Source organism: Chamaesiphon sp. GL140_3_metabinner_50 (genome assembly GCF_025361915.1).
Taxonomy (GTDB): Bacteria; Cyanobacteriota; Cyanobacteriia; order Cyanobacteriales; family Chamaesiphonaceae; genus Chamaesiphon.
Window position 1 is genome coordinate 1 of record NZ_JANYJC010000330.1, and the last position, 13,390, is coordinate 13,390.

General features: G+C 43.3%; 13 protein-coding genes. 9 read left to right on the forward strand and 4 right to left on the reverse strand.

Annotated features, from left to right (window positions below; all coding sequences use genetic code 11):
• The first annotated feature begins 427 nt into the window (after positions 1-427).
• From Q0R35_RS16245 to Q0R35_RS16265, 5 genes are all read left to right on the forward strand, one after another.
• Positions 428-1,744: a D-alanyl-D-alanine carboxypeptidase gene (locus Q0R35_RS16245; RefSeq protein WP_295620707.1), complete on the forward strand. Its 1,317-nt coding sequence runs from the start codon at positions 428-430 to the stop codon at positions 1,742-1,744.
• Positions 1,745-1,805: 61 nt separating this feature from the next.
• The gene (locus Q0R35_RS16250) at positions 1,806-2,063 is read left to right on the forward strand and encodes a hypothetical protein (protein ID WP_295620710.1); all 258 of its coding nucleotides are present in this window, start codon (positions 1,806-1,808) and stop codon (positions 2,061-2,063) included.
• Positions 2,064-2,128: 65 nt separating this feature from the next.
• On the forward strand, positions 2,129-3,529 hold the full coding sequence (locus tag Q0R35_RS16255) for an AAA family ATPase (RefSeq protein ID WP_295620712.1): 1,401 nt from the start codon (positions 2,129-2,131) through the stop codon (positions 3,527-3,529).
• The gene (locus tag Q0R35_RS16260; RefSeq protein WP_295620717.1) at positions 3,526-4,317 is read left to right on the forward strand and encodes a hypothetical protein; all 792 of its coding nucleotides are present in this window, start codon (positions 3,526-3,528) and stop codon (positions 4,315-4,317) included. The genes Q0R35_RS16255 and Q0R35_RS16260 overlap by 4 nt, the downstream gene beginning before the upstream one ends.
• A gap of 127 nt (positions 4,318-4,444) precedes the next feature.
• Positions 4,445-6,496: a serine/threonine-protein kinase gene (locus Q0R35_RS16265; protein WP_295620722.1), complete on the forward strand. Its 2,052-nt coding sequence runs from the start codon at positions 4,445-4,447 to the stop codon at positions 6,494-6,496.
• Here Q0R35_RS16265 and Q0R35_RS16270 read toward each other — a convergent pair.
• Positions 6,493-7,113: a J domain-containing protein gene (locus Q0R35_RS16270; RefSeq protein WP_295620725.1), complete on the reverse strand. Its 621-nt coding sequence runs from the start codon at positions 7,111-7,113 to the stop codon at positions 6,493-6,495. The genes Q0R35_RS16265 and Q0R35_RS16270 overlap by 4 nt on opposite strands.
• Before the next feature lie 136 nt (positions 7,114-7,249).
• Between Q0R35_RS16270 and Q0R35_RS16275 the strand changes: the two genes are divergently transcribed.
• Complete coding sequence (locus Q0R35_RS16275; protein WP_295620728.1) at positions 7,250-8,005, forward strand: 16S rRNA (uracil(1498)-N(3))-methyltransferase; 756 nt, start codon at positions 7,250-7,252, stop codon at positions 8,003-8,005.
• A gap of 229 nt (positions 8,006-8,234) precedes the next feature.
• Here Q0R35_RS16275 and Q0R35_RS16280 read toward each other — a convergent pair whose 3' ends face one another.
• Positions 8,235-9,872 (reverse strand): NAD(P)H-quinone oxidoreductase subunit 4, encoded by a 1,638-nt coding sequence (locus tag Q0R35_RS16280; RefSeq protein ID WP_295620731.1) that lies wholly within the window; start codon positions 9,870-9,872, stop codon positions 8,235-8,237.
• Positions 9,873-10,206: 334 nt separating this feature from the next.
• On the opposite strand from Q0R35_RS16280, the gene Q0R35_RS16285 reads away from it, so the two are divergent.
• Both Q0R35_RS16285 and Q0R35_RS16290 read left to right on the forward strand, forming a co-directional pair.
• Positions 10,207-11,079, forward strand: coding sequence for a carbohydrate ABC transporter permease (locus Q0R35_RS16285; protein WP_366944923.1), 873 nt, complete (start codon positions 10,207-10,209; stop codon positions 11,077-11,079).
• Positions 11,080-11,246: 167 nt separating this feature from the next.
• Positions 11,247-11,459 carry a 2-oxoisovalerate dehydrogenase gene (locus tag Q0R35_RS16290; protein WP_366944924.1) on the forward strand — a complete coding sequence of 71 codons (213 nt, stop codon included), beginning with the start codon at positions 11,247-11,249 and terminating at the stop codon, positions 11,457-11,459.
• A 59-nt stretch (positions 11,460-11,518) separates the two neighbouring features.
• Here Q0R35_RS16290 and Q0R35_RS16295 read toward each other — a convergent pair whose 3' ends face one another.
• Entirely contained in the window at positions 11,519-12,163 is a 645-nt protein-coding gene (locus Q0R35_RS16295) for a nitroreductase family protein (RefSeq protein WP_366944925.1), read from the reverse strand.
• A 213-nt stretch (positions 12,164-12,376) separates the two neighbouring features.
• Positions 12,377-13,132: an SDR family oxidoreductase gene (locus Q0R35_RS16300; protein ID WP_295620740.1), complete on the reverse strand. Its 756-nt coding sequence runs from the start codon at positions 13,130-13,132 to the stop codon at positions 12,377-12,379.
• Positions 13,133-13,164: 32 nt separating this feature from the next.
• Here Q0R35_RS16300 and Q0R35_RS16305 point away from each other — a divergent pair.
• Positions 13,165-13,390: hypothetical protein (locus Q0R35_RS16305; protein WP_295620742.1), on the forward strand; the 226-nt coding region annotated here is incomplete at its 3' end.

Here is a 13,390-nt window from a genome sequence, read left to right on the forward strand (position 1 = left end):
GCAATTCATGAAGCGGCGGTTTTATGTCTAGGGTTCCCCCCGAATAAAAAAGCGGATTGATTTTCGGTCGGGTTTCCCGACCGTGAAAATCAACCAAGCACCGACAAGACATTGCCCCTACCTAAATGCTCCCACTCCTTATCCCGCCTGGATGGTTCGATTGGATCTGTGGGTAATGGATAGCTTATAAAGGGGGGCTTTTCCGCCTCCCTCCCCTTTATAAGGGGAGGGCTGGGGTGGGGTAAGGGACTACGCAGCAACTCAAATAACTTGTCGGTACGCCGTAGCTTCAAAAGGTCGATCTTCTAGAGTTTAAGCTTCAAAGAATTGACTGTTCGGATACCACCCTAATAGCATCACAAGATGGCAATATAGATAGTTGAGAGTCAACTGTTTTAATATGCTGCAATTAGTTTCTTCTGGACTTATGGGAATGTGGCTGAATCTGGCGGGTGTGAGCGCGCCACCAGCAACTCCGGCGCAAGCCGTTACCTGGCAAGGATTATCGTGGCTCACTCCGCCAAAACCAGTCGAACCCAAAATCGAAACGACAATCGCCCAATACCTCCAAACGCTCAAAGCCCAGGGTTTAGATCCTAAGCAGCAGTCAATTTGGCTCCGTACCGATAATAACTTGCTGATCGATAAAAATGGCACAATCCCGGTTTCTGCCGCATCCCTGACCAAAGCAGCCACCTCTCTAGCAGTAATTAAGACTTGGGGACTAGAAAAGCAATTCGAGACGATCGTTAGTGCCAACGGTAAAATTGTTAACGGTACATTAGTCGGAGATCTGATCGTCAAAGGTGGTGGCGATCCTTTATTTGTCTGGGAAGATGCGATCGCGCTAGCTCAGAGTTTAAATCAATTGGGTATTAGTAATGTCAGCGGTAATCTGATTGTGGTGGATAGATTCCACATGAATTACCAAGCCGATCCGCAAAAAGCTGGGGAATTATTCAAGCAAGCCTTAACTGGTATTAATCTCCCGCCTGCATTGCTAAATACCGATTTGAAAGATGTCAATATCGTCAAACTTCCCACCGCACCCGCAGCTACTCCTCCCAAAGCTCAAGTCAAAATTGCCGGGAAAGTGTTGGTAACGATCGCGCCCCCAACTGTAATTACACCACTGATCCGCCATCGATCGCTACCGCTAATCGATATCGTCCGACAGATGAATATTTACAGCAATAATGAAATTGCCCAAATTCTAGCCGATAGTGTCGGTGGTGCGGCGCAGGTAATGAAAATCGTCTCGACTACCGCCAACTTTCCCCCAGCCGAGATTCAACTGATTAACGGCTCTGGATTAGGCGTGCAAAATCGCCTCTCCCCCCGCGCTGTCAGCCAAATTTTCCGCACGCTCCATCAAACTCTTCAACCCATAAACCTGAATCTCGCGGATATTTTCCCGGTAGCGGGAGCTGAATCTATCGGTACGCTTAAAGAGCGAAATTTACCCGCAGGAGCGACGATCAAAACAGGTACCCTCAATGAGGTTAGTGCATTAGCGGGCGTATTACCCACCCGCGATCGCGGATTAGTCTGGTTTGTCATCGTCAATAAAGGTTCTCAAATCTCGACACTCCGCCAACAGCAAGATGTATTACTCCAAGCTCTCCTCAAGGAGTGGGGCGAAGTTACACCCACACCACTAGTTGTTACCAAACACGATCGTCCGCCAGCATATTTTGGAGATCCCGCCCGTAATATTGCAATCGTTCCTAAATCGCCATCGTGACACGCGATCGATCCACCGATCTTCACGGGCATAATAAGCATAATTCTACTACCAGAAATCTATGCTATCTCAGATCTTAGCCACGACAATCGACTCCAGTTCGATCGACTTATTGTTACCACTGATGACAATTGGCACTAATTTACAGATACAATTCGATCTTACCACTCATGGATTAGTCCTCGCGCAGCAGTTTCAAAATACCGATCTGATGGGTAATATGCAAACTGGTTGGACTGATTTTCTGCAAAGTGGCAAAGCTGGTGTTTTAGCGATCGGGCTAGTCGTCGGATATATGGTTCGGGGCATTACTCGTTAAGTCGATCGAATTCTATTAACACTCAATAATATGGCAATATTTCACAGGAGATTGAGAGGTTATTAGTGAATTTCAACCCCGACTTATGTCGAAATGAAAGCGAGGTAGAAAGTAAACTTTTAGTCGGTTATTTATTACCAAAACTAGGCTACTCGCCCGATACGTGGCATCAGGAAGTTAGGTTTGGTAAAATTCGGCTGGATTTTTTGGCATTCGTCCAAAAAATACCATTCAAATTAGATGCTAAATCTCCGCTGGGTTTGGTTATCGAAGCCAAGCATCCGCGTAAAAACCTAGACAAACATATCTATCAGATTCGTAATTATTTAACTAGTTTAAATATTCGTTATGGATTGTTGACAAATGGCAAAGAGTTAAGAATCTATCAGCAAAAAGCAGGCGAGGTACATCTGGTATTTCAGTGTGCTGGCAAAGATATCGACGATCGCTTACCAGATATAATTCAATTAATCGGACGCGATTTTCTCCAGCAACAGCTTTTATCACCAGCTAACACGCCATCTCCGCTATCGCCACCACTACAAACTAGCCAGGTTTTAGCTTCCACACCTTCCCCAGCATTATCTATGAAAACTATTGCCATCTACCACAATAAAGGCGGTGTCGGTAAAACCACCGTCTCCACCAATCTAGCAGCAGCCTTTAGTCACAAAGGTTATCGTACCCTTTTAATCGATCTAGATAGTCAGGCAAATAGTACTTTTGCAACTGGTTTAATTAAGTTTCAGTTTGAAGAAGACGATCATCTCAAAGATCGAAATATTTATCATGCGATCGCTAGTAGCGACACAAATTTCATCCCAGATTTAGTTCGAGAGTCGTCATATTTTAACACTCCAGAAATTGATGTAATTCCCGCGCATATTAACTTAATTAAGTATCAAGATCCACTTAATAAAATGATGGCAAGTCGTACAAGATTACTTACCAAGTTAAAGCGGGTCGAAAATAATTACGATCTGGTAATTATCGATACACCACCTTCTCGCGATATTTATGCTGAAGCTGCTTTAATTACTGCTGATTATCTAATTATTCCTTCCGATCTAAAGCCATTTGCCAATCAAGGATTGCCTACGGTAAAGGAGTTTATTACTACAATCAATGAAAGTAGAGAAACTTTTGGTAAGCAACCTCTGGAAGTATTGGGTGTATTAGCATCAAAAATTTCTACCAATGCTAGATATCTCGAACATAGCTTTCCTAAACAAAGAGCCGTAATTAGTGAGCGGTATGAAATGTCATTACTAGAATCAGTTATTTACGATCGTACAGCATTATCAGCATGTTTCAATCAAACTGTAATAGTTGGCGATATTGAATATCCCAATCCACAATCGATCTTTAAATATGCCGAAACAAATAGGAATGCAGCACAGATATCGGCATTAGAGTTTGAAGTACTTGCAGATGAAATCTTGAGTAAAATTGGATTAATAAAATGATTGAATGTCGTCTTGTCGATATCAAAGATATTATTTCTATGCAGCCGAAGTCTAATTTTCAAATAGCAGAAATAGAAAAGTTAGCAAATGCAATTTTAGCAACTGAGGGATTGATTCGTCCATTAATATTGCAAAACACTGGGTTAGAACAATATACAGTAATCGAGGGAGATCTAGAATATTATGCGGCTGCTAGAGCAAAGGAGAAAAATTTGGTTTTAGCAGAGCATGTAAATGCTTTTATCATTCCTGCTAAGTTAAAAGCATCTGCGATTGAACAAATTACAATAGTATCGGAACGATCCTCTAAAATTACTTCTACTACACCAGATTTGATATCGTTAGACAACTTAATACCAGCTTTATCATCTGCTATATCTGCCCAAATAAAACCAATCTTAGAACAACTCGCAGAACATAAAAAGATTTTAGATGCACTTGATAAATCAAGAATCGAGCCTGTCGCAGTTTTATCTACAGTTGAGCCACCCATAATCGCTCCACCTGCGATCGCTCCGCTTGTAATTGAGCCACCTGTAATCGCTCCACCTATCATCGATCCATTAACAAGCCCTCTCGACTTAATTAACACACTCAGTGAAAAAGAAATTGTTTTGAGAATGCAACTATCTGGGATATCCAAAACTGTCATAAAACTAATTCCAGATATTGTTGCAAAACGAAATACTCAAGCCGAGCGAAAATTCAATAGTTGGGATGTGATTAAAAAAGAAGTTAAAGGATTAGGAGCTACGACAATCAAACAAATTATTGAGAAGTTTAAATAAATATATCGATCGAACTACAGCAAGACAATCGCTCGAAAATTAGATCGAGACTTATAGCCGATCGCATAAACTAGCGAAAACGGTACAATAACTATATACCAACCTTCCTGGCTCGATCGAAGATTGTATGAGTCTGTGTATCAATCCTCAGTGTTCGCAGTCGGAAAACTCCGATCGAATGCTCTTTTGTCAAAGCTGTGGTTCAGAACTGCTCCTAGCAGGTAAATATCGAGTTGCCAAATTAATGAGCAACAAAGGCGGCTTCGGGGATACCTATGAAGTCACCGAGCGAGGTGTCCTCAAAGTTCTTAAAGTATTGAAGAGTAACGATCCTAAAGCAATTGAACTATTCGATCGTGAGTATAGAGTATTAGAGAGCCTCACAGGTGAGGGAATTCCAGGCGTTCCCCTGGTTGAAGACTTCTTTTTGTACACTCCTAATGGCTCCCCGCAACCGCTACATTGCTTGGTAATGGAGCGGATTTTTGGGATGGACTTAGAAGAGTATATCAAGTTTATGAAGCGACCGATCGACCAGAAAACGGCGATCGGTTGGCTGTCGCAGTTGACTCAGATCCTGCAAGAAATCCATTATCGAGGTATTTTTCACCGCGATATTAAGCCTTCTAATATTATTCTCCAACCCGACGGACAACTGGTACTCATCGATTTTGGTGCTGTTAAAGAAGCCGCCGCTAATATTCCCGGACAACGCACGCGGATTTATACCCCTGGTTACGCGGCTCCAGAGCAGGAACGCGGCGAGGTTGTGGAGCAATCGGACTTTTATGCTTTAGGACGGACATTTGTTTACTTACTCACTAGTAAAGAGCCAATCGATCTGTATGATGCTTATCGTAATGCCTTATTATGGCGAGATAAAACAATTTCTGTCTCTAGCGATTGCTTAGATTTAATCGATCGATTAATGCAGGAAAATCCTCAGCAGCGTCCTGTCGATACTGCAACTATTTTTCGTGAAATTGCCGCTCTATCGCCGCTAGTTACCCGCCAGAACATCACTTATTCCCCATCCTTACTCCCTGTAGATCCCACTGTCCGCAGTGCGCCACAGCCGAATGTAGTTAGCTCTTTAGCTCCTCAATCGGCACAGAAATTGCCTCAAGCTTCAAAATTGGTACCAGCTTTAGTGGGGTTAACCATATTGTTATTGTCAATCCCGGCGGCGATGTACTTTTTAGGGCAAAAGTCACCGTTAACTACTACTTCTAATAATAATGGGGGCGAGTCTTTTAGCAATATTAAAGATGTACCGCAGGGTGTATTTAAATTTGGGGGAAGTACGACTTGGGCGACGACTCGACAGTTACAATCTTCGATCGATGCGTCGATTCGTGGCGTTTTTCCTAAGTATGAAATTGTGTATGCCGATGCTAATTCACCCGATTTAAAATCGACTAAAAATGGTAAATGCGATCGCAAACCTGGCTCGAATACTGGAATTTGTTGGTTGCTCGAAGGCGATTTAGATTTTTCTCAATCATCTGTAGCTCTCGATAAGTCTAAATATAAAGATGACGATCGCGTTAAGGCAAATCTACTCAAGCAAGAAGCAGTAGCCTATGATGCTTTAAGCGTAGTTGTTAATCCTCAGCTCAAACTTGCAGGTTTAACCGTCGCACAATTACGCGATATTTACACGGGGACGGTAACTAATTGGAGTCAAGTTGGTGGGCCAAATTTACCGATTGTCGCTTTTTCTCGCGGTGAAAATACTGGCGGAACGGTATCTTCTTTTAAAGATTTAGTATTAAAAAAAGAAGATGTGTGGAAGTTTCAAGCTGTTAGTAATACTACTGAAGGATTGAAGCAAGTTGGCAGAAATCCTGGGGGTATTTATTATGGTGCGGCTAAAGAAGTAATTGTCGATTCTTGTAATACTAAGCCAATTGCGATCGGTACGACAGCAGCTAATTTAGTCAAACCCTATCAAGAACCTTTGAAGTCTGTCGTTGATTGCAATAACGGACAGCGCAATCAAATCGAGTCTGAAGTAATTAAAAACCGATCGTATCCGCTCACCCGCCAAATTTATGTCATCATTAGAACTGACGATCCTACTCGTCAAAAAGCGGGTGAAACTTATGCCAATTTACTAAAAACCAAACAAGGACAGATTCTCCTGGAAAAAGCCGGATTTGTCAGTCTCGATCGTTAACTTAACTGAGTAATTCGATTGAAAGCACGATCGACTTCTTGCCACAATTGACGATTGTGCGGATCGACTCGTACCGCTTTTTTAAGATAGCTGCGCGCCTTATCGAACTCTCGACGTTGAATTAATTGATGTCCGTATTGAGAATAGATAATTCCTTGCCATTGACAAACTTGCGAATCTTGGGGCGAATGATGTGCCAAACCTTCAATTAAGACGATCGCTTTGAGGAATTGCTGTTGCTTTAATAACGATTGCAATTCATAATATAGTTGCCACTTTAATTCTTCTTCATTTTGAGTGGAGTTGGCATTTGTCGCTGGTGGTGGCGGGCGACGATCGACCCTAACTGAAGATTGTGGTGCAGGTGTAGGTGTACGTTGTTCGTTCACGAAGTGTGAGCTTTGCTCAATCGGATCTGTAATGCCAACTAGTAAAATTTCATAAGCCTGATTGAGGGCAATAAAGCGTTGATGTGCATCGGTATTGCCGGGATTGAGATCGGGATGCCATTTACGAGCTAACGAACGATATGCAGCTTTTAGCTCATCGAGGGATGCTCCCTTACGGATGCCTAATAACAGATAACATTTGTCCAAATTGGTGGTAGATGCAAGCATTTATTTACCAGAACGCTATGGTTAGATACTTGGGTTCATATTTGTTAGTATGCCCAAGAAGTCGATCGAAGTAGCACACGTCTACCTTACATCGAAAATATAATGTAGTCAACTTTTAATTACGCGCCTAAATACCTTGCAACGTATCACGATCGATCTCACTCAAATTCACGATAACTACATCAACCTCGTACCCGAACAAGATCGTTACCTCACGCGCGTGCTGCGTCTCCAATCTGGCGGACAATTTCAAGCAATAGATGGTACTGGAAAACTCTATATCTGCGAACTAATCGCCCGCGATCCGCGTGCAGTCACGGCAAGTGCCCAGATTACAGAAATAATTATCTCACCCGATCGCCCACTTGCGCCAGCGATCGCCCTGATTTGCGCTCTTCCCAAAGGCAACAACTTCGACGATATCGTCCGCGCCTGTACCGAACTCGGCGTAACTACCATTTATCCAGCGATTAGCGATCGGACTTTACTCGATCCCAGTCTTCAAAAGCGATCCAGATGGCGCAAAATCGCCCAGGAAGCCGTCGAACAATCGGAAAGGCTGACGATTCCTACAATTGCCGATCCGCAAGCTTTACAGGCGATTTTTAGCCAAATACCATCAGCAGGCATGAAATTTCTCTGCGAAGCCAGAGGCGAACATCCTCATTTACTTACATGTCTCCAAGCTAGATCGATCGATAATACTCCAATTGTCATCGCGATCGGCCCTGAAGGTGGTTGGACGAATGCTGAAATCGCCCTAGCTAGTGAATCTGGGTTCCAATTAGTATCCCTCGGACAGCAAATTCTTCGCACCATTACCGCACCTATTGTCGCACTATCGATCGTCGCTGCGGCGATCGATATTCATGTTTTAGTGGATAGTGAATAGTGGATAGTTGATAACCAAAAGTGCTGAAGGTATTTGTGGGTTTAGGTTTCGACTTCGCTCAACCCTCGGAGGTTGAGCATCTTTGGTAGGGGCAATTCATGAAGCGGCGGTTTTATTCGGAGGTGCCCTCCGAATAAAAAAACCGACAAGACATTGCCCCTACCAAAGGAGGCATTGCAAGTTATTTAATCCTCATTCCTTAGGAGTAAATTCACTATTCACTATCCACCTACTGTGCGATACTAGCTAACTTACTCGGAATAGCAGGTGAAACGATCGGCGGTTGAGATTTTAGAATTGCTACTGCTAGCTCTTTGTCGATCGACAACTGTGCGTATAAACTAGATTCACTCTTGGCGATAGTAGTTGGTAAAGCACCCCGCAATCGATCGGCGATCGCAACTGTCGTAGCATCGTAAGTTTGGGTGGTAAGCTTGGGGTATAAGCCAATGCCCACGATCGGAATCGATAAACATAAGGCGATAGCTAATTCGCGTGGCTTGGCATCCATCCGAAATTCGGTATCTAATTCGCTCTGTTTGCCAAAGAATACCCGACGCAACATCGACAGTAGATAAATCGGTGTAATTAGTAAGCCGACTGCAGATAAAAATATTACCAGTGTTTTAAACCCGTCGCTGTACACATCGCTAGTTGTCAAGCCCAAGAAGATTGTCAATTCGCTAGCAAAACCACTCATCCCCGGTAAAGCCAAAGAAGCCATCGAGGCAAATGTAAACAAAGCAAACGTCGTGGGCATAGACTTGGCAATTCCGCCCATCTTATCCATCGAGAGGGTGTGGGTACGATCGTAAATTACCCCAGCCAAGAAAAATAAGACAGCAGCAATACCGCCGTGGGAAATCATTTGCAGCATCGCCCCATTAATACCCAGGGCGGTAAATGAAGAAATCCCAATCAGCACGAATCCCATGTGCGAAATCGAAGAATAGGCAAGACGACGTTTGAGATTATCTTGAGAGAAGGCGGCTAAGGCACCATAAATGATATTTACCACGCCTAACACTGCTAACACAGGTGCAAAATACACATGTGCGTGGGGCAACATTTCGGCATTCAACCGAATTAGGGCATAACCGCCCATCTTGAGCAACACCCCAGCCAAAATCATCGAGCCAGGTGCCGGAGCTTCACCGTGGGCATCTGGCAACCAAGTATGGAACGGAAAAATTGGTAATTTGACACCAAAAGCAATCAGCAAACCTGCATAGGCTAATAATTCTAACCCGATCGGGTAATCTTTTAGCCCCAGTGCCGTCATGTCAAAGGTAACGGTATCGCCATAAAAAGCTAATGCCAGTGCCGCAATTAAAATAAAGATCGATGCCAGAGCTGTATATATAATAAATTTTGTGGCAGCATAAAACCGCTGTGCGCCGCCCCAAATCGAAATAATTAAATAAACCGGAACTAGCTCTAATTCCCACAGCATGAAGAACATTAACAGATCTTGCGCGAGGAATACGGCAATCTGGGCACTGTACATTACCAGCATCAAGCTGTAAAACAAGCGCGGTTTGATCGAAATATTCCAAGCCGAAAAGATCGCTAACGTCGTTACAAAGCCCGTTAACACAACTAAAGGCATAGATAATCCATCTACACCCAGCGACCAGTTTAAGCCTAATTGTGGTATCCAGCGATAACTCTCGGCTAATTGTAGGCTAGGGCTATTGAAGTCGTATTGGGTCGCAAATGTATAAACAATTAAACATAATTCAAGTATCCCTGTGCCCAGCGTATAGAGTCGTACTGTCTTACCATTTGGATCGGGTAGTACGGGAATAGCAAGGGCAGCTATGAGCGGAAAGGCAATAATCGCAGTCAGCCAGGGAAATTCAGACATGATATATAGGCGATGAGGATCGAAGAGGATACTACATTGCTAGACAACGAACGCACCCAGTGGAATAGGTATAAATACTCATTATGCTAATAATATACCTTCTTAATGGCGATCGCAACTCGTAAATAAACTTTACAACTTGTAAAATACCGTTACTTAATAGATTACCCTCTTTCGATCGCAAATAGAGCAGTTGGGAGGGGGAGTAAGGAGTAAGAAGTAAGAAAATTAGTGATGGGGTGCCTGAGGGCGATCGCAGTGGTGAAGATCGGCGTAGAATCTTTAGTGGCTCGTTAAGTTGACACCGCTACTGTAAGGGAGAATCGATCGCATCATGTCTCAAATTACCTTATCTCGCATACTGCAATCTCCGTTTTGGCAATCTCCGACGGTGAGATTGGTGGGGATTTATGGTAGCTTGAGTGCGATCGCGAGTGTGATGCTATTTCCCTTGCTGTGGCTATTGAGTACCGCGCTCAAATCGGCAGATGAAAACATTTTTCAGTCGCCACCCCAATTATTACCGAGCCATCCGACGCTAGAGCATATAATTACGGTATGGCAAAGTAATGATTTCGGACGCTATTTATTTAATAGCAGTGTCGTTGCCATTATGAGCGTCAGCATCAATCTGATTTTTTGCGCGCTGGCGGCTTACCCTTTAGCCAGACTAGAATTTAAAGGCAAAGAAGCAATTTTTACACTCGTGGTTTCAACAATTACGATTCCATTTCAAATCGTGATGATTCCGCTGTATATTATTGCCGTTCAATTGGGTTTAGTTAATACTTATCTGGGTGTAATTCTGCCCAATCTGGCTTCAGCTTTCGGAATTTTTTTACTACGGCAAGCTTTTCAGTCGGTACCCAAAGAACTCGAAGAAGCCGCACGGATGGATGGTTGCTGGGATATTGGCATTTGGTGGAGTGTGATGCTCCCGGCAATTCGTCCCTCATTAGTCACTTTAGCAATTTTTGTATTTATCGGTGCATGGAGCGATTTTTTATGGCCATTAATTATCCTGCAAGATGATACTTATTACACGCTACCTTTAGGAGTGGCAAAATTAGCTGAAGGTGCATTTGGATTGAATTGGCGATTGGTAGCGGCAGGTTCGGTAATTTCGATCGCACCCGTACTAATTTTGTTTATGTTCGTGCAACGTTTTATCGTACCGACTGCTGCTGGTAGTGGCGTTAAGGGATAGAGGATAGGGACTCCCAGCCATAAAATCGTTCCAACCATGTCAATCGACGATCGCGTCCGGTGCCTTTTTGTTAGAGTCGGAGAACTTAACGCCAACGATTTACTGAATAGGTATGCGATAAAATTGAGATACATTCACCACACCATAAATAAATACTCCCCAGGACGATCGTGTCAACAACAGAAATTATCTTCTTAGTAGAACAAGCTCCCGAAGGTGGCTATACAGCACAGGCTCTCAATGAGTCGATTTTCACCGAAGCTGACGATCTAGAAACATTGAAAATTATGGTGAAAGATGCCGTAAATTGCCATTTCGATACGCCCGAACATCTAGGTTTGACTAAGGATGAATTTCTAAAACAGATGTTTAGTGAGTAAGAATTAGATCGATTGCCCCGATTTTTGTGGCAAAATCGGGGTGATGAGGAAAGAAAATTTTAACCGTGATAAGGACGATCGATCCGATCGAGCGATACATTAAACTCGAAGGGCATTCGACCGGGATTTTTGCGCGGTTCGGCAGCATAACCGATCGGGAGTACTAGTGCAATTGCCAAATCTGGATCGTTTTCGGCACCGATGACTGCTTTGACTTTCTCCTCACTCCAACCATTCATCATGCAGGTAGATAAGCCTAGACTCTCAGCCGCGAGTGTGGCATGAGTCGCCGCAATCATCGCATCCTTAATGGCATATTCCCTGGCTTTGTCACCAATTGCTGCGGCAAAATCAGGCACCGCCTTTTTGAAATAAGCTGCGGTACCTTCACTCCAAGCACCTGTTTGGATGCCCTGTTCGATAATCGGCGAGATATCTCGCTCTCCACCCTTGATATCGGCTGCAAAGACGAAGTTGACAGGTGCTTGGACGATTTGAGGTTGATTGAAGCAAGCTACGCCTAGAGCCGCTTTTTGGTCGGGATCGGCAACGATAATAATCCTCCAATCCTGGATATTATAGCTACTCGGTGCGGCGACAGTCAATTCGACAAGTTGGCGGAGTAATTCGGGCGCGATCGGGTCGGGTTTGAAGCTTTTGATCGATCGGCGTTGTAAGATGGCGGTTGGTACGTCTAATGGCATCATTTAGGCTTTAGGTTTTAGGTATTAGGCTTTAGGAGAATTCGCCATCACTTAGTATATAAGCTTTCCTCAAAATTTAGCAAAAAAAATAGTGTGGACATTGCCCACTATCTATATTTCAAGCGATATTTTACTTTCAATTTCAAACCTTATCAGCTAATCGCTCGTTTAACCCTTCGAGATCGATCGACTACAAATTCGAGTCGATCGATTTTAAAGAAATACTCCACCACTAGCTTCAATCCGTTGTCCATTAATCCATTTTGCATCAGGCGAACACAGAAAAGCGACAATGCCGCCAATATCTTCAGCTTGTCCGACTCTACCAAGAGCAGTTTGCGAAGCGATGTAGCCTTTAACTTGAGGATTGTTACGAATAGCTGCTTCGTTAAAATCAGTTTCAATAGCTCCTGGAGCCACCACATTTGCGGTAATGCCTCTTGCACCTACTTCCTTAGCTAAGTAACGAGTGAAAGTTTCGATCGCACTTTTGGCTGAAGCGTAAACTGAGTAGCCAGGATTAGCAAATCTAGTCGTACCACTAGAAATATTAATAATGTGTCCCTGGTCATTAAGATAAGGCAAAAGTTTCTGCGTTAGGAAATACACACCTTTAAAATGAATGTTTACCAAGTTGTCAAAATCATCTTCTGTAACTTCAGCAATTGGAATAGTAGCTCCAACTCCCGCGTTATTAATGAGGATGTCAATTTTTTCAGCATTAAATTTGGTTTTTAGTAGAGTTTGTAACTCCTGGATAAAACTATCGAAAGTATTAATTTTTCCGACATCAAACTGTAAGGCTGCTGCTGTTTGCCCGATTTGCTCGATCTGAGCTACAACATGATTGGCTTCTTCCAATTTCGATCGATAGGTAATAATAACATCGCATCCAGATTGAGCCAACCGCAAAGCCATATCTTTACCTAAACCTCGACTGCCACCTGTAATTAATGCAATTCGATTCATATCAAGGATTAAAATCAAACGTTTCAGTTCGTATGTATTATATCAGAGTTCTGCTATTCGATCGGGTGGGAAATGACTTTGGCTCGATCCAAAAACCGCCGATCCTTACTGATAAAAGCATCAGGGCTTTCGATCGTGGCGGTGATGAGGGAATTAATGTCGATCGAACCATTGCAATCGCATTAATGTTGATACTCATCACTCGATGCTGGTTCGTCACTTGTCAACCAATGTCCGAATTCTTCCATAAATCGATCG